The following is a 19,717-nucleotide window of genomic DNA, read 5'->3' on the forward strand; positions in this document are numbered from 1 at the left end:
CGCCCTCCAAGTCCACAACGGACGATTCCAACGGGGCCGAAAAGCGCGCCGGCCTAACCCCCGGACGCCAGCGCGCCCGTCACGCCCAGCGTCCCATCCGGGCTCTCGACCACGCCCAGCTCCTCGATGCGCGCCCCGCCCTGCTCCAGCGCCGCCAGCCAGCCGAAGGCCTGGGCCGTGGTCACACGATCCAGCCGAAAGCCCAGCCGCCCGCCCTCGGACATGCCCAGCGTCGGCTGCACCCCCGCCGCCGTCGCGGTGGAGGCGATCAGAGCCTGCAGATCGACCGCCTCAGCCGGTCGCGCGCCGCGCTGGATCACGGCCGTCTCGACCTGCGCCAGTCGCCGCTCGGCGGCGACGCGGGCGCGCGCCTGATCGGCCTGCCAGCCGTCCAGCGGCCGCACCACACCCAGCCAGCCGACGACGCCCAGCACCAGCGCCCCCATGACCGCCAGCATTCGCCGCTCGCGCAGCGACCGGCCGTCCCACCAGGCGGCGACGGAAGAGAACAGGGCCTTCATCGGGCGCCTCCGATCGTGAGCGTGCTGACCATGCGCCCGCCTTCCTCGGCCGAGGTTTCATCGACCACCGCCAGACCGGCCTCGGCCAGATCGGCGCGCACGGCGTCCAGATCATTGAACGTCGGATGGGCCAGAGTGACGCGCAGCCCATCGCCGCCCAGGGTCGCGTCGTCCAGTTCGGCGCCCGGCACGCGCTCGACGGCGGCGAAGACGGCGGCCATCGCCCGCGCGGTCCCGCCCGGCGGCGGCCCGGCGTCGAGGCGGCGCAGAGCCTCCGCCGCCGGATCGTCCGCCGTCGCCAGCTCAGGATAGAGCTTCACCGCCCCCGCCCGAGCGCCCGCCTCGGCGCGATCGGCCGCCGCGCGGTCGCGCAACCCTTCGGCCGCCATCAGGATCAGGGGCGAGACCAACAGCGCCGCCGCCAGACCCGCCGCTAGCCGCCAACCCTTGGCCGCCTGCCCTCGCTCACGCCGGTCGTGGACCTGCAACAGATCGACCGGCGCCGCCATCGCCCCCGCCGCCAGGGCCGTGTCCAAAGTCTCGCCTTCCAGCCAGGTCAAAGAACGCCCGGCCGCAACCGCCTCCGCCAGATCCGGCTGAACCGTCACGGCGAACGCCGGGCCGCGCAGCGCCACGTCAGCCCCCACCTGTGCGGCGCTCAGCGTCTCCGCCTCCAGCGGCGCGGGCAGGCACAGATTGTCCGGCACGACGGCCTCGGGCCTGATGTCGAACGTCTCCATCCAGCGCAGCCAGGCCTGCAACAGCTTGGCCGAAACCGCCGCCGTCAATCGCGGCCCGCCGTCGACCGGCGCAACGCCCAGAGCCACGTCCAGCCCCTCGACCTCGCCCGCCGCCTGATCGCGCAAGGCCCAGCGCGCGGCGGCGCGGGCCTGCGCCATATTGCCCGGCGGCAGGTCCAGCCAGCGCGTCATGACGTCGGCGCCCGGCGCCACGGCGATGGTGCGCATCGACGGCGGCGCTTCGGCCTGATGCGGGTCCAACTCGCCGCGTCCGACGACACAGCCCTCGCGATCGACCAGCAGGAAACGCGCCGCCAGGGTCGCGTGGGTCGGGATGAACAGGATGCGGGCGTGGCTCATTCTTCCATGCTCATTCTTCAGGCGTCCAGCGACGGATGACGGTGCGCGCCGCGCCGTCGGGCGCGACGTGGATCAGGGCGGTGCGGACGGCGCGGGCGTCGCCGTGTTCGATCTCGACCCGCAGGTCGAAATAACGGGTGGCCAGGGTGATCTGGCCCTTGGCCTCTTCGTCGACGACCACGCCGGACAGGGCGGGTTGAGCCCAGAAGGCGTCGGGGCTGCTCCAGCCGGTCGCCGGGCGCGCGGCGATGGCCGCCTTGGCCGTGTTCAGCCCCACCACGCCCCGGCTGATCGCGACCAGCAGCACAGCGTCCTGCGGCTCCAGCGTATTCACATTCAGGGGCGACAGCCGCGCCTCGGGCAAGGCGCACAGATAGGGCCTCAGACGGCGATAGAGGGCTTCGTCCACTCCCGAGACCGCGCGCAACTCGCTGACCTCGGCCAGCATGACCCCGCCGGTGCGATAGGGCGTCGGGCGGCTGGCGTAGGCGGCGTCCTCCGCCCCCTGCGGCGAAACCTCGTCGTCGCCGTCCATCCAGTCGGTCAGGGCCGCCGCGACCGCTGCCATCCGCCCACGCGGCACGCCCAGCGCGGCGCCGAGCGCGATAAACTGCGCCGCTCCTTCGGGCCGCGCCATCAGATCCTCGCCCTGCCCCAGCACCAGACTGTTCAGGTTGAAGCAGGACTGGCCGTCGCGGATCACCGCCCGCCCCTCGCCCTCTTCCAGCGGCAGGGCGAAGACGCGGCCGTTCCACTGCGGCTGAAGCGGCGTGCGCGCAGGATCGGCGCGGACCAGATCGGACAGCCGCCGCCGCGCCAGCGCCTCGCCCCCCGCCGCAAAGCCTTGCGCCTGCGCCTGGCGTTCGGCGTTGGTGGTGCGACGCACCGAAAAGCGCACATCGTCCAGCAGCACCACGCACAGCGCCGCCATCACCGCCACCAGCAGCAGGACGGTCAGCAGGGCCATGCCCCGACGATCGCGCGCGCCGGGCTTCATGCGGCCGCGACCAGAAACAGCTGCTCGACCGGGCCGAAACCGTCCAGCGTCAGCGTCACCCGCACGGCATCCGGCAGGGGCCGGTCGCTGCTGGCGGAAAAGGCGGGCGCCTCGGACCCGTTCTGAATGAAGGCGACGCGGGCGTCCTTCACCCCGCGATACAGCACCTGCGGCGGCCCGGCCCGCGCGCCATCCAGATAGGGCGCCACGCGGCGCTCCAGCCGATCCTCGACCAGCCGGTATTCGACCCGCTGGATCGAGGCGCGCGGCGCGCCGTCCGGATTGCTCCAGCCGCTGCGGGCCAGCACCAGCAGCGGATCGCCCGGCGACTGCGGCCCCATGATCGCCTGCGGCGCCGGCCGCCCCGTCGGCCCGCGCACCCGCCGCCCCGTCGCTTGCGCCAGATCGGCGCGCAGCAGCGCGCGCGTGCGTTGCAGCGCCGCCACCCGGTCAGCGTTGGCCTTCACCGCAAACCGATTGTCGATCGACTGTCCCAGCACCAGCGCGCCCGCCCCCGCCAGCAGGGCGAAGACCAGCAGGGCGATCATCACCTCGACGAGAGTGAACCCGGCTCTTTTTCTTCCGCTATCGCTCGCCGCGCGGCGGCTCGCCGCTTGAGCGTGTTGGCGCCACGCCTTCATGCGCCCGCCGCCCGGAACAGCACGCGCTCGGCGGCCTGTTCCTCATCGGCGAAGACGCGCACGTCGATGCGGCCGACGCCGGGCATGTCGGTCGCGCTGACCACCCGCACCCAACGCCATTCGCGCCCGCCCAGCGACTCTTGCCCCGACGTGCTGCCGCTGGGCAGGTCGCGCGCGATCATCGCCTCGGCGGCCACATTGTCAGCGACGACGCCGCCCAGCGTCCGCGTCTCGACCCGCGCCGCCGAGCGGGTGCTCTCGCCCGACAGGTTCAACAGCGCCATCGCCGCCAGACCGAATACGGCCAGAGCGACAAGGCATTCGATCAAGGTGAAGCCGACCCTCAAAGCCCTCCCCCTCGATGGGGGAGGGTTGGGTGGGGGTGAAGGCAGGGCTTTGGAAGTCGAGGCGCGGAGACGTCTCCGCGTCTCCTGCCCCCTTCCCCTCAAGGTCGCGTCCACACCCCCATCCCCGCCCCTTCCCCCATCGAGGGGGAAGGGAGAAACTGCTCTATTCATGGATCGTCACCTCGCCCGCCCCGTCGATGGCGACGGTGACGGCCTGACCCTCGCGTTCCAGCCGCACGCTGGCGGCCTCGGTGCCGCCGGTGGGGTCGAACACGGCGCGCGCAGGCGCGGCGACGGCGGCGCCCTCGCCCCATGCCTTGGGCGCCAGCACGCCGGTCAAAGGCGTCCAGACGTCGCCGTCGAAGCTCTCGAAACCATAGCCTGCCGCGTCGGCGCGAAGGGCCACAGGACGATTGGTCATCACCGCCTCCTCGCGAGCCAGCGTCAGGCGCGCGGCGAACCGTTCGGCCTCAACCGCCAACGTCGGACGCGGGTCCGGCATGGACAGCAGCACCGCCCCCGCCGCCACGCCGATGATGGCGATGACCACCATTAACTCGACAAGGGTGAAGCCCATTCTTGGTGCGCTACCGCGCGCGCCTCGGGCGCGCACTGCTTGAGCCCGGTCAGCCCTGCCAGTTGCCGATGTCGGCGTCATTCCCCTCGCCCCCTTCCTGGCCGTCGGCGCCGAAGGACCAGATGTCGAACTGGCCGCCATGGGCGCTGCGACGACGATACTGATAGGGATTGCCCCACGGGTCTTCCGGCAGGCGGCGGACATAGCCGCCCTGGCGATAGCGTTCCGGCCGCGCCAGATCGGCGGGCGGCGCCGTCAGCGCCTTCAGACCCTGCTGGTCCGTCGGGAAGGTCAGGTTGTCGAGGCGATAGGTCTCTACCGCCTGCTCCAGCACCGAGATGTCGGCCCGCGCCTTGCCGACCATGGCCTTGTCCTGACTGGGCAGGACATTGATCGCCACCACCGTCGCCAGAAGCCCGATAATGACGATCACGACCATCAGTTCGACAAGGGTGAAACCCTGACGTTTCTGACGTTTCTGACGTTTATCCTGAGTATCTTCGCTGCGCATGGAAGGTCTCCTCACCCCAAAGCCAGGGTGTTGATCTGAAGGATGGGGAGCAGGATCGACAGCACGATCACGGCGACGATCCCGCCCATGACCACGATGATCGCCGGCTCCAGCAGGCTGAGCATCACGGCGGTGAAGTTGGAGAATTCGCGCTCCAGATAGTCGGCCGCGCGCTCCAGCATGGGCTCCAGCCGACCGCTGCTTTCGCCCGACGCGGTCATGTAGACAAGAATGGGCGGGAACACCTCAGCGCGGCGCATGGCGGCCGACAGCCCCCCGCCCTCGCGCACGGCCTCGGCCATCTGTTCGGTGGCGCGACGCAGGGCGCGATTGGAGACGGTGCGGGCTGTGATGGTCAGCCCCTCCAGCACCGGCAGGCCCGCCGCGATCATGGTCGACAGGGTGCGGGCCATGCGCGCCCCGTGCAGGTCGCGCGTCAGCCGCCCGACCAGAGGCAGCCTCAGCACCCAGGCGTCCAGCCTCAGCCGCACCGCCTCGCGCCGCCGCGCGATCAGCCCCGCCGCGACCACGGCGGCGAGGATCAGCGCCATCAGCCAGCCCCAGTCGCGCATCAGGTCCGACAGGCCGATCACCAGCCGCGTCAGCAGCGGCAGGGTCTGGCCCATGCTGTCGAACTGATCGACCACCTTGGGCACGATATAGGTCATCATGGCGACGATGACGCCCAGCGCCACCACCGCCAGCACGCACGGATAGACCAGCGCCGTCAGCACCTTGCCGCGCACCACCTCGTCCCTCTCCAGCCCGTCGGCCAGGCGTTCGAGAATGGGCTGCAGCGCGCCCGACTGCTCGCCCGCCGCCGTCATGGCGCGATACAGCGGCGGAAAGGCTGCGCCCTGCTGGCCCATGGCGTCGGACAGGCGCCGCCCCTCGATCACCCCGGCGTGGACGCCTTCCAGCACCCGGCGCACGTTGGGCCGGTCCGCCTGAAGCATCAGGTTGCGCAGCGCCTCCTCCAGCGGAGAGACGGAGATCAAAGTCGCCAACTGCCGCGTCGTCAGCGCCAGCGCCTTGGGCGACAGCCGCCCGGCTTTACCGGCCTTCGCCGACGTCGCGACCACGCCAGAGCGACCGGGCGAAAGCTGCAACGGCGCCAACTGACGCTTCGCCAGCGCCTTGCGCGCGGCGGCCTCGTCGACGGCGCTCAGCGAGCCCCTGACCGTCCGCCCGGCCGCATCGGCGGCGATGTAGTCGAAGGCCGCCATCAAGCCGCGACCTCTTCGGCGGCGGTTTCCTGACGCGCGACGCGCAGCGCCTCCTCGACCGAGGTGACGCCTTCCAGCACCAGCGCCCGCGCCCGGTCGGCCAGCGTCCCGCCGCGCGCGAAGGCGGCGTCGAACACCGCATCCTCGTCCGCGCCCGAGGCGATCAGGCGTCGCACCTTCTCGTCCACCGTCAGCGTCTCATAGAGGCCGATGCGCCCGACATAGCCGGTCGAGCCGCAGCCCGCGCAACCGTGCGGCCGCCAGACGCGCACGCCTTCTTCGGCACCGATCAGCCGCGCCGTCGCCCTGTCCGCCGTCTCCTCGATCCGGCAGTGTGGGCACAGGCGCCGCACCAGCCGCTGCGCCACCACCAGCCGCAGAGTCGAGGCCAGCAGGAAGGGCTCGACCCCCATGTCGCGCAGCCGCGTCACAGCTCCGGCCGCGTCATTGGTGTGAACCGTCGACAGCACCAGATGGCCGGTCAGCGACGCCTGAACGGCGATGGCCGCCGTCTCCGTGTCGCGAATCTCGCCGACCATGACCACGTCCGGGTCTTGCCGCAGGATGGCGCGCAGACCGGCGGCGAAGGTCATGCCGACCTTGGGGTTCACCTGCGTCTGGCCCACGCCCTCAATGGCGTATTCGACTGGATCTTCCACCGTCAGGATGTTGCGCGATCCGTCATTCAGCAGCGCCAGCCCGGCATAGAGGCTGGTCGTCTTGCCCGAACCGGTCGGCCCGGTGACCAGGATGATGCCATTCGGCTCGGCCAGCGCATGGCGGAAGGCCTCCAGCGCCACCGGGTCCATGCCCAGCCGGTCCAGCGTCAGCCCGGCCTGATCCTTGTCCAGAATCCGCAGCACCACCCGCTCGCCCGCCCGCGACGGCAGGGTCGAGACGCGCACGTCCAGCGACTTGCCGCCCAGCGTCAGGGGGATGCGCCCGTCCTGGGGCTTGCGCTTCTCGGCGATGTCGAGCCGCGCCATGACCTTGATGCGCGACACCAGCAGCGGCGCCACGCGCGGGTTCAGGCTCAACGCCTCGCGCAGCACCCCGTCCACCCGCATCCGCACCAGCAGCCGCGTCTCATAGCTTTCCAGATGCACGTCCGAGGCGCCGATGCGGGCGGCCTCGGCGATGACGCCGTTGATCAGGCGGATGACCGGCGCATCGTCCGTAGCGTCCAGCAGGTCCGCCGCCGCCGGAATATCGTCCACCAGACTGTCCAGCCCCACCGGCAGGGACAGGTCGTCGCCGTCGGCGGCCGTCAGTTGCTCGCCCGCATAGACCTCTGACAGCTTGCGATCGAAGGCGGCGGCGCTCAGCGGCGTCGCCTCCAGCGGACGGCCCAGCGCGCGGCGCGCCTCGACCAGGGCCAGAGGATCGGCCCCCTCGCGCACCCCCACCGCCATCACCTCGCCCGCCGCCAGCAGCAGGACGCCGTGGGTCTTGGCGAAGCCGTAGGGCAGACGCGGATCGACGACGGTGATCACCGGGCGGCTCCCGATACCGGCGGCAACGGCTGGGCCGAAACGGGCGCCACGGGGGCGATGACCAGCGGTTCGCCTGCTGCGGGGGCCGCAGGCGGCTGGGCCTGCATATAGTCGCGCAGCAGGGCGTCCAGGCTAGGCTCGCGATCCGGTTGAACCCGCTGCTGCTCGCCGCGCATATAGCCCCAGCGATCCGCCGCCAGCCCCTGCGCATCCGCCGTGGTGCGCAGGATGGTCGGGCGCAGGAAGACCATCAGATTGGTCCGTCCCCGCTCGCGGCTGGTCGAGCGGAACAGCACGCCGACGCCTGGAATGTCGCCCAGGCCGGGCACCTTGCTGGTCTCCAGCCGGTCGTTCTGATCCAGCAGGCCGCCCGCCACGGCGATGTCGCCGTCGTCGACCACCAGCGTCGTCTCCAGCTCACGCTTGTCCAGGATCAGGTCATTGGCGCCGCTGGTCAGCAGGCCGTTGATGCTCGACACCTCCTGCCGCAGGGTCAGGGTGATGGAGCCGCCGGCGTTGATCTGGGGCCGCACCGTCAGGCGCACCCCGATGTCCTTGCGCTCGGTCGTGGTGAAGGGATTGGAGTTGCCGTCCAGAATGGTCTGGCCGGTTGTGATCGGCACCTCCTGCCCGACCAGGAAAGTCGCCTCTTCATTGTCCAGCGTCATGATCGACGGGGTCTGCAACAGGTTGGAGCCCGCGTCCGTCTTGGCCGCATTGATGATGAAGCCGAACAGGCCGTCGCCCCATTTGCCGCCCGCCCCGCCGACGAAGCCGTTGGCGCCCAGCAGGCTGTTCAGAGCCAGGTTCTGCAGCCGTTCGCGCAGGGGATCGTCCTTGTCGAGCTGACCCGCCGCCGCCCCGCCCGCGATGGGAACCAGCGGCGCCGCGCGGTCGGAATAGTTGGTCAGGCCAACGCCCTGCTCGCCCGCCATCAGCCACTGGACGCCCAGATCGCGCACGGCCTTGTCGCTCAGCTCGACGACGATGGCCTCAATCAGCACCTGCTGACGGCGCACGTCCAACTGGCGGATCACCTCGGTCAGGGTGCGCTGCAGGTCCGCCGGGCCGGAGATGACCAGGGCGTTGGCGCCGGGGAAACGGGCGATAGTGGCGCGCTGGCCGGTCGCGGTCACGGTGGTCGATCCGATCGGCCCGCTGTCGGCCTCGCCCGTCGTGGTCAGCCCGCCCTGCCCCATCCCGCTGGTCGTCTGGTTCGCCCCGGCGCGGGCCGTGCGCAGGCGTGGGGATGAGGTCGCCGCAGCATCCGCAGGCTGGCCGACGATCTGTTGCAGGACGGGCAGCAACTGCTCGGCGTCGGCGTGCTCCAGAAAGACGACGTTGACGTCCTGACTGGCTCGCGCCCGGCCGTCCAGATCGGCGATCAGGCCGCGCACCCGCGACAACGCCTGGCCATCCCCGCGCAGCACCAGGGCGTTGGAGCTTTCGACCGGGGTGATCGTCACCAGGCCGGGCCCGCCGGGGCCGCCCGTCACCTGTTGCAGCACGCCCGCGATCTCGCGCGCCGAGGCGTTCTCCAGCGCCACCACCTCATAGGCCGAACGGTCCACGTCGATGCGGCCGACCAGCGCCCGGATACGCGCCAGATTGTCGGCGAAGTCGGCCACCACCACGCTGTTGGCGCCGGGATTAGCCAGCACCTGCCCCTGCGCCCCGACCAGAGGCCGGATCGTCTCGGCGGCCGAGGCGGCGTCGATGTGGCGAAGGGTGAAGACCTCGGTCGAGAACCGCTCGGCGCCGACCGTGGCCGGGCCCTGCGCCGCGCCCTGCGCCGGGCTGATGCGATAGGCGCCGGACGACGTCGGCGTCACCACCAGGCCGTTGGCCCGCAGCGTCGACAGGAAGACCTCGAACAGCTGGGCGCGGGTCAGGGGACGCGGGCTGGACACCGTCACCGTGCCCGTCACCGCCGGATCGACGATGAAGGTGCGCCCCGTCGTGCGCGCCACATCCTGCACGAAGGCGCGGATGTCGGCGTTCTGGACGTTCAGCGTCTGACGCGCCTCCTGGGCCATCACCGGCGCGGCGGCCAGCGGCTGGACCGCCAGGACAGCGGCCAGAACGCCGGTGAGCAGAGAGCGACTGCGAGCCTTCATGGGCGCGTCCTTACGGTGGTGGAGCGGACCTGACCGTCGCGCTCGAACTGGATCTGGGCCGAGGGAGCGTCGGCCAGTTGCCCGCGCATTGCGGCGACCGCCTGCGGGCTGTTCAGGGCCGTGCCGTTGACCGACAGAATGACGTCGCCTGAGCGAAGGCCTGCGTTGCGCAGCTCGCCCCCGTCGCCCGAGGCGGAAACGGTCAGGCCGTTGATTCCCAGGCCCTGAAGGCGCGGCCGCAGACCCGCCTGGGCGATCAGACGTTGAGGATCGACCACCGCGCCTTCAGCCGAAGCGGGTTCGGGCGCAGTCACGGCGGGTTGCGCCGCCGCTACAGGCGCAACGGGCGCGACGCCCGAGGCCATGTCGGGAAAGTCGAGACGGAAAGGCGCGCCGCCGCGCGACAGCATGACGTGGTCGGGGGCGACGGCGCTCAGGGTCAGCCCCGGCTCCACCTCCTCGCCCGCACCGACCGAAACCTGGCGTCCGTCCGCCAGGCCGATGATGGCCGAGCCGCCGCCCGCGCCGTCCGCGCGCACGCCGAACAGGCTCAGACCGCCGCCGTCCGACGGCTCCGCCTCGGCCCCGCCCCCGCCGTTACGGAAGAAGGCGTCGAAGCGCGACAGCACGCCCAGATCGACCGCCGGCAGAGGCCGCGCCTGCGTTGCTTGCGGCGTCGGAGCCGCGAACAGCCAGACCAGCCGCCCGGCCTGCACCAGAAGAAGCAGGATCAACGCCGCCTCGACCACGCGCCGCAACGGCGGACGACGAAGGGACAGGCTCTCCTTGCCCCACGAAACGGCGCTCAGTTTGCGAAGGCCAGCGAGCAAGGAAGACATCCCCCACGGCCTCTCGCGGCCGCAACGACTCCCTAGGCGGATGCTCCGTACCCGGCTCGCTCCGAACCATGACAGCGCCGAGAAGTTGTCACGACAGATGCGGCGGGTTCGGATCGAATGATGCGAAACATTCACGCTCTCCCGATGGGAGAGGGATAAAAAAAGCCGGGAGGCCGCTAGACCTCCCGGCTCAAATGTCAGGGCGCGGTATGCGCTTAGAAGCGCGCCGTCAGACTGACCGAGGCGCTCTGGCCCAGATCGTACTGGTTGACCCGGATCTTGTTGCCCTTCTCCTGATACTCGTCGAAGTCCGTGCCGAGCAGGTTGCGCAGTTCCAGGGCGAAGCCCAGGTCGCGCCCCTTCACGGTGAAGTCCTTGCGATAGACGAAGTCGAGGAAGACGCCCGGATCCTGAATGTAATCCGGCGCCCGCGCTTCACCCACGCTCGACCCGCGGGCCGTGATCCGCTCCGAGACGTAGTTCACGATAAAGGTCGCCTGCGAACGGGCCGTGTCGTCTTCCCAGCCCATCTGCAGGTTGGCGACATGCTCCGACTGGCCCTGCATCCGGCTGCCGTCCTGAAGGAAGAAACGAGCCGGTTCAGGACGTCCGCCGCCGCCCAGCGTGATGACGGTGTCATCCTCGCCGACCGAAACCTCGGAGTCCGACCAGGTGTAGTTGGCCTGCACCAGCCAGCGCTTGTTGGAAACGAAGGCCGCCTGATCCGGGAACTCGAAATACTTCTTCACCTCGGCCTCGAGACCCATGACGGTCGCTTCCGGCGCATTCAGGAAGGTCTGCTGACGCTGGTTGCCGACATCGACGATCATCGCTTCGACCGGCTTGTCGAGCTTCTTGTAGAAGACGCCCGCCGTGACGAACTGCTGGCGGCCGAAATACCATTCCCAGCGCGCGTCCAAGTTCAGAATCTCCGTATCTGTCAGATACGGATTGCCGATGAAGATGCGGTCGCTTTCCGGGTCGGTATAGGCCTGGGGCGCCAGTTCGCGGAACTGCGGACGACCGATGGTCTTGGACACGCCGAACCGCAGTTGCTGATCCTCGGTGAAGTTCCAGGTCGCCGTAAAGGAAGGCAGCCAATACTGCTCTTCGATCTCCGTGGCTTCATAGGATGCAGCGCCGCCGAACAGGTCGCGCGGGGTCACGCTCTGCTGGCCGTCCTCGAAGCGAACGCCGAAGGTGGTGCGCACGGTCGGCACGAACTCGGCGTCGACCATGGCGTAGACGGCGTTGACCTTGAGGTCGGCATCGTAGGCGTTGGCGCCGTTCGAGCCGGCGATCTCGCGCAGCTGAAGGGTCCACGGATTTATGTTGAAGTCCGAGAACAGATAGTCGATCCGCGCGCGGCGCTGACTGTCGGTCAGGCCGTTGACGGCCTCGAACTGCAGGTCGTGACGCTCGGCGGTGCGGGTGTTGTCCAGGGTCGAGGCGCCGACGCTGATGGTCGCCTCGCGGCCCGCCGCCATCGGCAGCTTATAGGCCAGGTCCACGCCGCCGGACCAGATTTCGTCGTCCAGCTCGCTGAACGAGATCTGGTTGCCCTGGACGTTGTGGATGAAGCGGTCCTGAGCGTCGACGCCGTATTGGAAGCGGGATTCGTAGGGAGCGTCGCGCGAGGTCTTCGCGTAGGCCGCCCGCCAGTCCAGCTTCCACTCGCCGTCGGCGCCGAAGTAATGCTCGCCCGCCAGTTGACTGGTGAACAGCTGACGCACGAACCACTCGGTGTAGTCATTGCGGATCACGCTGTCGCCGGCGTCGTAGTCGGGGCCGGTGGAGGTGCGGGCGCGCTTGGTCGTGGTGCGGACGTAGAGGTTGGTCCACTTGACGTCGTGGTCGTCGGTGGTCAGCGACAGCCCGCCGAGGAAATTCAGGCGCACGTCATTCTGGTTGGACTCGACGTTCTTGGGCGAGATCGGCGTCAGGACGTCGCCGTCGGCTCTGGCGTCTTCCTGGATCGCCTGGCGGGCGCGCCAGGAGTTGTCGTAGCCCGCAACGGCGATAACGCCCAGATCGCCGATCTCGGTCGGGGTGCGGAAGCCGCCCGCCAGCTCCAGGCTGCCGTCGACCGGCGTCTGCTGACGCTGCATCAGGCGCAGCGGCGCATTGACCATGGAGCGGCCCATGGCCTGAAGCTGGGCCGCCGAGAAGTTGGCCATGTTGATCTGCTTGCCCGTGCGGAAAGCGTGGGCGATCGGTCCCGGAACCTTGCGCGTCTCGTCGTCGAAGCCGGTCCAGTCGGTGTCCGAGCCGTAATAGACCAGGTTGTCGCGACCCGTCGTCTCGGTGTTGCCGCCGACGCCCGCCTTGAACGTCAGGAAGGGCTCAGCCGGGGCGTCCACGGTGCGCAGGTCGATGACCCCGCCGCCGAACTCGCCCGGATAGTTGGGGGAATAGGACTTCTGAACCGTCACGCCCGCCAGGACGCTGGAAGGGAACAGGTCCAGCGGCACCACGCGCTGCAGCGGCTCGGGGCTGGGCAGCGGCGAGCCGTTCAGCAGGGCCGAGGAATAGCGCTCGCCCAGACCGCGCACATAGACGAAGCGGCCTTCGACGATCGACAGGCCGGTCACGCGTGTCAGGGCGGCGGCGGCGGTGGAGTCGCCGGTGCGTTGCAGGTCTTCCGACGTCAGGAAAGCGGCCACCTCGGCGCTCTGACGGTTCGGCTGCGGGATGTTGCGGCCCAGGACGACGATGTCGCCCAGCTGGGTGGCCGGGGTCTGCGACACCTGATCCGGGCTTTCCGGATCGGCGGACAGTTCATTGTTCAGGGCCACGGCGGCGACGGGAGCCGTCGCCTGGGCGAGCGCGAGGCTGGGCGCGCCGAAAGCGGCGACCAGGGCGCTGCTGGCCAGCAGCAGCCCGTTACGGGTCAGGGTCTTGTTCTTCATGTTCGGCTGCCTTGCGTAGGTCGAGAGAGGCTGGACGCTCAAAGGGTCGGCGGCGGCCCTTTCGGACCGCCGCCTCGCCAGAGGGTTCATCAGCACTTCGCGTTGGCGGTCAGGCCGCAGGTCCAGCCCTGCCACCAGGTGTCCGAAGCGTTCTTCACGGCGCCGATGTAGTCGGTGTCGGTGAAGGCCGCGTGGACGCTCGAGGCCTTGACCGGGGTCACGGCGGTTTCGTTCGCGCCGTTGATGAAGGTCAGAACCTGGTTGGTGATGCTCACGCCCGCGGTCGGGGCGGTCAGGGTCGAAGTTCCCTTGGCCGTGTTGTTCGTACCGGCCGTGAAGATCGGCTCCGAAAGACCGGCGTTGCTCGGACGATACGAAACGCCGCAGGACATGAAGACCGAGTTGAACACCGGGTTCACGCTGGCCGTGTCGTTGTCGGCGATGTCCAGGCAGCCGGCCAGCGAACCGGCGGCGCTGGTGAAGACCGAGTTGACGACGGTCGCCTTCGTGCCCGTGTCGAAGTGGGCGACGGTATGGGCGTCGGTCGGCGAGTTGCGGCCCACCATCGTCCAGTTGGCGATCTTGGGCTGCGAGTTGTATCGCTGGGCCAGCGGCACGTCCTTCGGCGCGGCCGAGAATTCGAAGCCGGCCGAACGGCTGGTCGAGTTCGGAGCGCGCTGGGTCACGATGCCGAACTGGGCGCCGCCGCGCCAGCCGGTGTCGGTGTCGAAGGCGTCGTCGTCGGCGCCGTTGATGACGATGCGCTTCAGGTTGACGTTGCCGCCGAAGATTTCGATGCCGTCGTCCGACGAGTTGTAGGACTGGACGTACTCGATGGTCGTGCCCGCGCCGACGCCGGCCAGCGTCAGTGCCTGCAGTTCGTTGCCGGTCGATATCTCAAAGCCCGAGTAACGGATCTGGACGTAGCGCAGACGGCCCGAGTTGTCGTTGACGTTGCCGCCGCCGTAGAAGGCGTTGGTGCCTTCCACCTGGCCGGTGCAGGTGACCGGGGCTGTCAGTTGGCAGTTGGCCTGGGGCGCGCGACCGGCGATGACGATGCCGCCCCACTGGCCTTGCGAAGTCTCCGTCGTCGTACCTTCGACGTTCTGACGGCTGGTGAAGACGATCGGCTGCGAGGCCGTGCCTTCGGCGTAGATCTGCGAGCCGCGGTTGACCAGCAGGTAGTCGCCGCCGCCCGAGGCGAAGATGGTCACGCCGGCTTCGACCGTCAGGATGCCCTGCGTGCCCGTGCTGGCAGAGGCGTCGACGCCGCCGTCGGTGCCGACGGCCGTGCGGCCCGAGATGGAGTAGATGGTGCCGGCGCGCAGCGGCACGGTCAGCGAACCGTTGATCTGCTGCGGCAACTGGCAGTTGCGCAGCGTGCCGTTGGCCATGGTGCCGACGTTGGCGAAGCCGGCCGGGCAGTCAGCCGCGGCCTGGCCGTTGCCGCCATTGCCGTTCCCATTGCCGTTGCCGTTGCCGTTCCCATTGCCGAAGTCGCCTTCGCCGGGCGAGGCCACCTCGGCGGAGCCGCCGCAGGCCGCCAGGGCGAGCGCGCTGGCCGCCACGGCGAGCATGGTCTTGAAGCTGCTGTTCATCGTCATCCACCGGTCTGGTCAAAAGATGCGACAGTGGGCGGCCTGTCCGTCACGGACGGCCCTGCTTCCCTCCTGCCTCGGCGGCATGGATAGCGACTGCGGTTTCCGAAGCTTGCGCGCTTCAATGACGGATCGGCTTAGGTTTCTTGCCGTTTTATCGCCGCTTGAGTGACAAAATGTCCGGTAACGGAGATGTCGCCTCGCCCTCCCGCGCCTCAAAGCCGCGGCCGAGGTCCGTGTGACGCTTGTATCCAGGACGCGTCTGGCGCAACACAGCGCGCCGGTCTTCCCGCCGGTCCCGACACACAAGAAGACGAGACACCGAATGGGCGGCTGGAACGTGCGTAAGCGCATCACTGTCAACGCGCAGGAACGCAGCCTGACCCGCAGTCTCAGCTGGCCGCACCTGATGGCCATGGGCGTGGGCGCCATCGTCGGCACCGGCATCCTGACCCTGATCGGCATCGGCGCGGACAAGGCCGGTCCGGCCGTCCTGCTGTCCTTCCTGATCGCGGGTTTCGTCTGCGCCTGCGCCGCCCTGGCCTATGCCGAAATGGCCTCGACCATCCCCGCCTCGGGCAGCGCCTACACTTACAACTACGTGGTCCTGGGCGAGGTCGTCGCCTGGATCATCGGCTGGAGCCTAATCCTGGAGTACAGCCTGGTGGTCAGCGCCGTAGCCGTCAGTTGGTCCGGCTATGCGGCGCCCCTGCTGCACGACTGGCTGGGCCTGCCCATGGCCTTGATGCAGGGACCGCACGCGGGCGGCGTCGCCAACGTCCCGGCCCTGTTCATCATCCTGATCATCGCCGGAATGCTGATCATCGGCACCCGCAAGAGCGCCACGCTGAACCTGGCCCTGGTGGTCGTGAAGCTGTCGGCCCTGGTGCTGTTCGTCTGGTTCGCCCTGCCCCACTTCAACGCCGCCAATCTGGAGCCGTTCAATCCCTACGGCTTCGGCCGCGCCATGGGCGAGGACGGGGTCGAGCGCGGCATCATGGCCGCCGCGGCCATCATCTTCTCGGCCTTCTACGGCTTCGACGCCATCGCCACGGCGGCCGAGGAAACCCGCAATCCCAAGCGCGACCTGGCCATTGGCATCATCGGCTCCATGCTGGTCTGCGCGGCCATCTACACCGTCATCGCCACGGCGGCCCTGGGCGCCGCGCCCTTCACCCTGTTCGCCAACAGCCCCGAGCCGCTGGCCCTGATCCTGCGCGAGATCGGCCAGCCGGGCGCCGCCCACTTCCTAGCCGTGACGGCGGTGCTGACCCTGCCGACCGTCATCCTGGCCTTCTTCTACGGCCAGAGCCGCATCTTCTTCGTCATGGCGCGCGACGGCCTGCTGCCGCGCGGCCTGTCGCAACTGTCGGCCAAGGGCGCGCCCCTGCGCATCACCGCCTTCACCACCGCCGTCGTCGGGACCATCGCCCTGTTCTTCCCCCTGGGCGAGATCGTCGCCCTGGCCAACGCGGGGACGCTGGTGGCCTTCAGCTCCGTGGCGCTGTGCATGTTGATCCTGCGCCGTCGCTCACCCGACCTGCCGCGCGGCTTCCGCACGCCGCTGGCCTGGGTCATCGGCCCCATCGCCATCGCCGGCTGCCTGTATCTGCTGGCCAGCCTGCCGCAGAAAACGCAAGCGTGGTTCCTGATCTGGAACGTGATCGGCGTCGGCGCCTATCTGCTCTACGGCCGTCGCTTCAGCGTCGCCCGCCGCGAGGCCAAGGAAGCCGAACAGGCCGCCGCCGACTGATACCTATAGAGGGGGCGCTGCAACCGGCGCCCCCGCTAATCCGCAACCGGCCCAAGCGGCCCTCGGCGCCGCCTGCTATCCAGACGCCTCGCCCCGATGGCCGGATGGCGGAGCGGTTACGCGGCGGAGTGCATATCCGTCCAGCCTGGTTCGATTCCAGGTCCGGCCTCCATCGGCGCGCCCTGCCGTTCAGGAGCCGTTCCATGCACCGTCTCGCCCCCTCGATCGACGCCGTGGAATGGGTGAACACGCCCGCGCCGGTGCGTCTGGAAGACCTGCGCAGCAAGGTCGTCTGCATCGCCTTTCTGCAACGCCTCTGTCCCGGCTGCTCTCACTACGCCCTGCCGCAGGCCCGGCGCGTGGCCGAGACCTTCACCTCCGGCGAGGTCGCCGTCCTGGGCGTCCACAGCGTGTTCGAGCATCACGACCAGCAGTCGGACCGCGCGGGCCTGACCAAATGGCTGGCCGATCACGGCTGCCGTTTCCCCGTCGCCGTCGACGCGCCCTCAACCGACACCACCGCGCCGCGCACCATGACCGCCTTCAATCTTCAGGGCACGCCCAGTCTGGTGCTGGTCGACCGGCTGGGCCGGATGCGGATGCGCCGTTTCGGCCCCGTCTCGGACATGATGCTGGGCGCCGAGATCATGGCCCTGCTGCTGGAACCCGCAACCCCCGCGTGAAAAGCCGTCCGCGCCTGCTTGCCCGAGCGTCAAACGCTCATTTTATTGAGCGCCCAGAACACAAAATCAGTGACTTAGGCCAAAACCATAAAGGGCTTGGCGTCTGATCCGTTATCGTGCCCACTATCCTGGACGGCGAACCAGAGGGGGATCGCCCTCACAGTGAGCCTAACGACATGGTCGCGCCCTTCCCCACGGATAAGGTTTTCATCGGCGGCGTCTGGCGCCCCGCAGGCGCCCCCAACGCGACCCTGCCGATCGAGAACCCGTCGACGGGTCAGGTCATGGGCCGGCTTGCCGCCGGAACCACCGCAGACGTGGACGCCGCCGTCCGCGCCGCGCGCGCCGCCTTCGAAGGCGACTGGGGCCGCCTGTCGGCCGTCGAGCGCGGCCGCATCCTGGCCCGCATGGGCCGCGAGGTCGAAGCCCGCATCGACCTGCTGGCCGAACTGGAAGCGCTGGACGTCGGCAAGCCGCTGAAGCAGGCCCGCAACGACGTGATCGCCCTGGCCCGCTACCTCGAATTCTACGCGGGCGCGGCGGACAAGCTGCACGGCGAGACCATTCCTTTCCAGGACAGCTACACCGTCTACACCCTGCGCGAGCCGCATGGGGTGACGGGGCACATCATCCCCTGGAACTATCCGATGCAGATCATCGGCCGCTCGGTCGTGGCGGCCCTGTGCGTCGGCAACGCCGTGGTGCTGAAGCCCGCAGAGCAGGCGTCGCTGACAGCGCTGGCCTTCGCCCATATCGCCGCCGACTGCGGTCTGCCTGCGGGCGCATTGAACGTCGTGACCGGCACAGGCGCCGAGGCGGGCGCGGCGCTGGCCGCCCATCCGGGCATCAACCACCTGTCCTTCACCGGCTCGACCGGGGTGGGCGTCGCCATCCAGCAGGCGGCGGCGGTCAACGCCGTGCCGGTGACGCTGGAGCTGGGCGGTAAGTCGCCCCAGCTGGTCTTCGACGACGCCGATCTGGACAAGGCCCTGCCCTTCCTCGTCAACGCAGGCGTCCAGAACGCAGGCCAGACCTGCTCGGCCGGATCGCGCGTCCTGGTCCAGCGCGGCGTCTATGACGAAGTCGTGCGCCGCATGGCCGAACGCTTCGCCGCCCTGACCGTCGGCCCCGCGATGGATGACCGCGACGTCGGTCCGCTGGTGTCGAAGAAACAGCAGGCCATGGTCGAGAGCTTCATCGACAAAGGCCGCGCCGACGGCCTGATCGTCGCGCAGGCGACGCTGACCGACCTGCCGTCCGGCGGCGCTTATGTCGCCCCGACCCTGTTCGCCAACGTCGCGCCCGATCACCCGCTGGCGCAGCAGGAAATTTTCGGCCCCGCCGTCGTCGTCATCCCATTCGACACGGAAGACGACGCCGTCGCCATCGCCAACGGCACCGATTACGGCCTGGTCGCAGGCGTCTGGACCGCCGACGGCGGACGACAGATGCGGCTGGCGAAACGACTGCGGGCCGGACAGGTCTTCATCAACAACTACGGCGCGGCGGGCGGGGTCGAACTGCCCTTCGGCGGCGTCGGCAGGTCGGGCCACGGTCGCGAAAAGGGGTTCGAGGCGCTCTACGCCTTCACCGCCCTGAAGACCGTCGCGGCCCATCACGGATAGCAGGGAGTAGGCGTCTTGGGGGAGAACAGATCAAAGCGGCTGGAGGGCAAGCGAGCGATCGTCACGGGCGGAGCCTCCGGCTTCGGCGCCGGCATCGCGCGCCGCTTCGCCGAGGAAGGCGCCCGCGTCATCGTCGCCGACCTGAACGAGGATGCCGCCCGCGCCCTGGCCGCTGAACTGGGCGACGCCGATCTGGGCGTGAAGGTCGACGTCTCTAGCGCCGCCGATGTGGCCGCCCTGGCCGAAGCCGCGAACCGTCTGCTGGGCGGCGTCGACATCGTGGTCAACAACGCGGGCGTCGGCCACACGCCCCAGCCGCTGGACGAACTGTCGGACGACGCCTTCGACCGCATCGCCAGCGTCAACATGCGCTCCATCTATCTGATGTCGAAGGCCTTCGTGCCGGCCATGAAGGCGCAAGAGTCCGGCGCCATCCTCAACATCGCTTCGACCGGCGGGGTCAGCCCTCGCCCCAATCTGACCTGGTACAACGCCTCCAAGGGCTGGGTCATCACGGCCACCCGCGCTATGGCGGTCGAACTGGCGCCCTTCCAGGTGCGAGTGAACGCGCTGAACCCGGTGGCGGGGGACACCCCCCTGCTGAAGACCTTCATGGGCTCCGACACGCCCGAGGTCCGCGCCAGGTTCCTGGCCTCCATCCCCATCGGCCGCTTCTCGACGCCCGAGGACATGGGCGCCGCCGCCGCCTTCCTGTGCTCGGACGACGCCTCGATGATCACCGGCGTGGCCATGGAGGTCGACGGTGGCCGCTGCATCTGA

17 protein-coding genes and 1 tRNA gene are annotated in these 19,717 nt (G+C 69.4%); 5 read left to right on the plus strand and 13 right to left on the minus strand.

The window, feature by feature from the left end:
- Positions 1–53: 53 nt before the first annotated feature.
- The 13 genes from gspM to B3D50_RS06200 all read right to left on the minus strand — a co-directional run bounded on the left by gspM (position 54) and on the right by B3D50_RS06200 (position 14,882).
- Positions 54–521 (minus strand): type II secretion system protein GspM, encoded by a 468-nt coding sequence (gspM, locus tag B3D50_RS06140; RefSeq protein ID WP_286950141.1) that lies wholly within the window; start codon positions 519–521, stop codon positions 54–56.
- Entirely contained in the window at positions 518–1,621 is a 1,104-nt protein-coding gene (gene gspL / locus B3D50_RS06145; RefSeq protein ID WP_286950144.1) for a type II secretion system protein GspL, read from the minus strand. The genes gspM and gspL overlap by 4 nt, the downstream gene beginning before the upstream one ends.
- Before the next feature lie 10 nt (positions 1,622–1,631).
- The gene (gene gspK, locus B3D50_RS06150; protein ID WP_286950145.1) at positions 1,632–2,618 is read right to left on the minus strand and encodes a type II secretion system minor pseudopilin GspK; all 987 of its coding nucleotides are present in this window, start codon (positions 2,616–2,618) and stop codon (positions 1,632–1,634) included.
- The gene (gene gspJ / locus B3D50_RS06155; protein ID WP_286950147.1) at positions 2,615–3,259 is read right to left on the minus strand and encodes a type II secretion system minor pseudopilin GspJ; all 645 of its coding nucleotides are present in this window, start codon (positions 3,257–3,259) and stop codon (positions 2,615–2,617) included. Before gspJ ends, gspK begins: the two co-directional genes overlap by 4 nt.
- The gene (gspI, locus tag B3D50_RS06160; RefSeq protein ID WP_286950149.1) at positions 3,256–3,606 is read right to left on the minus strand and encodes a type II secretion system minor pseudopilin GspI; all 351 of its coding nucleotides are present in this window, start codon (positions 3,604–3,606) and stop codon (positions 3,256–3,258) included. The genes gspJ and gspI overlap by 4 nt, the downstream gene beginning before the upstream one ends.
- A 163-nt stretch (positions 3,607–3,769) precedes the next feature.
- Positions 3,770–4,183: a GspH/FimT family pseudopilin gene (locus B3D50_RS06165; RefSeq protein WP_286950150.1), complete on the minus strand. Its 414-nt coding sequence runs from the start codon at positions 4,181–4,183 to the stop codon at positions 3,770–3,772.
- Between the two features lie 49 nt (positions 4,184–4,232).
- Positions 4,233–4,694, minus strand: coding sequence for a type II secretion system major pseudopilin GspG (gene gspG, locus B3D50_RS06170; protein WP_286950152.1), 462 nt, complete (start codon positions 4,692–4,694; stop codon positions 4,233–4,235).
- Positions 4,695–4,705: 11 nt separating this feature from the next.
- Positions 4,706–5,920 carry a type II secretion system inner membrane protein GspF gene (gspF, locus tag B3D50_RS06175; protein ID WP_286950154.1) on the minus strand — a complete coding sequence of 405 codons (1,215 nt, stop codon included), beginning with the start codon at positions 5,918–5,920 and terminating at the stop codon, positions 4,706–4,708.
- A complete protein-coding gene (gene gspE, locus B3D50_RS06180; RefSeq protein ID WP_286950157.1) occupies positions 5,920–7,413 on the minus strand; it encodes a type II secretion system ATPase GspE in 1,494 nt (497 codons plus the stop codon). Before gspE ends, gspF begins: the two co-directional genes overlap by 1 nt.
- Positions 7,410–9,530 carry a type II secretion system secretin GspD gene (gene gspD, locus B3D50_RS06185; protein WP_286950159.1) on the minus strand — a complete coding sequence of 707 codons (2,121 nt, stop codon included), beginning with the start codon at positions 9,528–9,530 and terminating at the stop codon, positions 7,410–7,412. The genes gspE and gspD overlap by 4 nt, the downstream gene beginning before the upstream one ends.
- Positions 9,527–10,369 carry a type II secretion system protein N gene (locus B3D50_RS06190; RefSeq protein WP_286950161.1) on the minus strand — a complete coding sequence of 281 codons (843 nt, stop codon included), beginning with the start codon at positions 10,367–10,369 and terminating at the stop codon, positions 9,527–9,529. The genes gspD and B3D50_RS06190 overlap by 4 nt, the downstream gene beginning before the upstream one ends.
- Positions 10,370–10,584: 215 nt before the next feature.
- Positions 10,585–13,278 carry a TonB-dependent receptor domain-containing protein gene (locus B3D50_RS06195; RefSeq protein ID WP_286950163.1) on the minus strand — a complete coding sequence of 898 codons (2,694 nt, stop codon included), beginning with the start codon at positions 13,276–13,278 and terminating at the stop codon, positions 10,585–10,587.
- An 89-nt stretch (positions 13,279–13,367) separates the two neighbouring features.
- The gene (locus B3D50_RS06200) at positions 13,368–14,882 is read right to left on the minus strand and encodes a hypothetical protein (RefSeq protein WP_286950165.1); all 1,515 of its coding nucleotides are present in this window, start codon (positions 14,880–14,882) and stop codon (positions 13,368–13,370) included.
- 319 nt (positions 14,883–15,201) lie between these two features.
- Between B3D50_RS06200 and B3D50_RS06205 the strand changes: the two genes are divergently transcribed.
- From B3D50_RS06205 to B3D50_RS06225, 5 genes are all read left to right on the plus strand, one after another.
- Complete coding sequence (locus tag B3D50_RS06205) at positions 15,202–16,629, plus strand: amino acid permease (protein ID WP_286950167.1); 1,428 nt, start codon at positions 15,202–15,204, stop codon at positions 16,627–16,629.
- A gap of 98 nt (positions 16,630–16,727) precedes the next feature.
- Positions 16,728–16,801 (plus strand) — tRNA-Cys (locus B3D50_RS06210).
- Positions 16,802–16,832: 31 nt separating this feature from the next.
- Complete coding sequence (locus tag B3D50_RS06215; RefSeq protein WP_286950170.1) at positions 16,833–17,312, plus strand: redoxin domain-containing protein; 480 nt, start codon at positions 16,833–16,835, stop codon at positions 17,310–17,312.
- 176 nt (positions 17,313–17,488) lie between these two features.
- Positions 17,489–18,937, plus strand: a complete 1,449-nt coding sequence (locus tag B3D50_RS06220; RefSeq protein ID WP_286950171.1) for an aldehyde dehydrogenase family protein — start codon at positions 17,489–17,491, stop codon at positions 18,935–18,937.
- A 15-nt stretch (positions 18,938–18,952) separates the two neighbouring features.
- Entirely contained in the window at positions 18,953–19,717 is a 765-nt protein-coding gene (locus tag B3D50_RS06225) for a glucose 1-dehydrogenase (protein WP_286950173.1), read from the plus strand.

Source organism: Brevundimonas sp. UBA7507 (genome assembly GCF_002478355.1).
GTDB lineage: Bacteria > Pseudomonadota > Alphaproteobacteria > Caulobacterales > Caulobacteraceae > Brevundimonas > Brevundimonas diminuta_D.

What these genes read in the sequence shown, in the direction of transcription:
- gspM (WP_286950141.1), bottom strand. Translation starts at nt 521, where the DNA reads ATGAAGGCCCTGTTCTCTTCCGTCGCCGCCTGGTGGGACGGCCGGTCG.
- gspL (WP_286950144.1), bottom strand. Translation starts at nt 1,621, where the DNA reads ATGAGCCACGCCCGCATCCTGTTCATCCCGACCCACGCGACCCTGGCG.
- gspK (WP_286950145.1), bottom strand. Translation starts at nt 2,618, where the DNA reads ATGAAGCCCGGCGCGCGCGATCGTCGGGGCATGGCCCTGCTGACCGTC.
- gspJ (WP_286950147.1), bottom strand. Translation starts at nt 3,259, where the DNA reads ATGAAGGCGTGGCGCCAACACGCTCAAGCGGCGAGCCGCCGCGCGGCG.
- B3D50_RS06165 (WP_286950150.1), bottom strand. Translation starts at nt 4,183, where the DNA reads ATGGGCTTCACCCTTGTCGAGTTAATGGTGGTCATCGCCATCATCGGC.
- gspG (WP_286950152.1), bottom strand. Translation starts at nt 4,694, where the DNA reads ATGCGCAGCGAAGATACTCAGGATAAACGTCAGAAACGTCAGAAACGT.
- gspF (WP_286950154.1), bottom strand. Translation starts at nt 5,920, where the DNA reads ATGGCGGCCTTCGACTACATCGCCGCCGATGCGGCCGGGCGGACGGTC.
- gspD (WP_286950159.1), bottom strand. Translation starts at nt 9,530, where the DNA reads ATGAAGGCTCGCAGTCGCTCTCTGCTCACCGGCGTTCTGGCCGCTGTC.
- B3D50_RS06190 (WP_286950161.1), bottom strand. Translation starts at nt 10,369, where the DNA reads ATGTCTTCCTTGCTCGCTGGCCTTCGCAAACTGAGCGCCGTTTCGTGG.
- B3D50_RS06195 (WP_286950163.1), bottom strand. Translation starts at nt 13,278, where the DNA reads ATGAAGAACAAGACCCTGACCCGTAACGGGCTGCTGCTGGCCAGCAGC.
- B3D50_RS06200 (WP_286950165.1), bottom strand. Translation starts at nt 14,882, where the DNA reads ATGACGATGAACAGCAGCTTCAAGACCATGCTCGCCGTGGCGGCCAGC.
- B3D50_RS06205 (WP_286950167.1), top strand. Translation starts at nt 15,202, where the DNA reads ATGGGCGGCTGGAACGTGCGTAAGCGCATCACTGTCAACGCGCAGGAA.
- B3D50_RS06215 (WP_286950170.1), top strand. Translation starts at nt 16,833, where the DNA reads ATGCACCGTCTCGCCCCCTCGATCGACGCCGTGGAATGGGTGAACACG.
- B3D50_RS06220 (WP_286950171.1), top strand. Translation starts at nt 17,489, where the DNA reads ATGGTCGCGCCCTTCCCCACGGATAAGGTTTTCATCGGCGGCGTCTGG.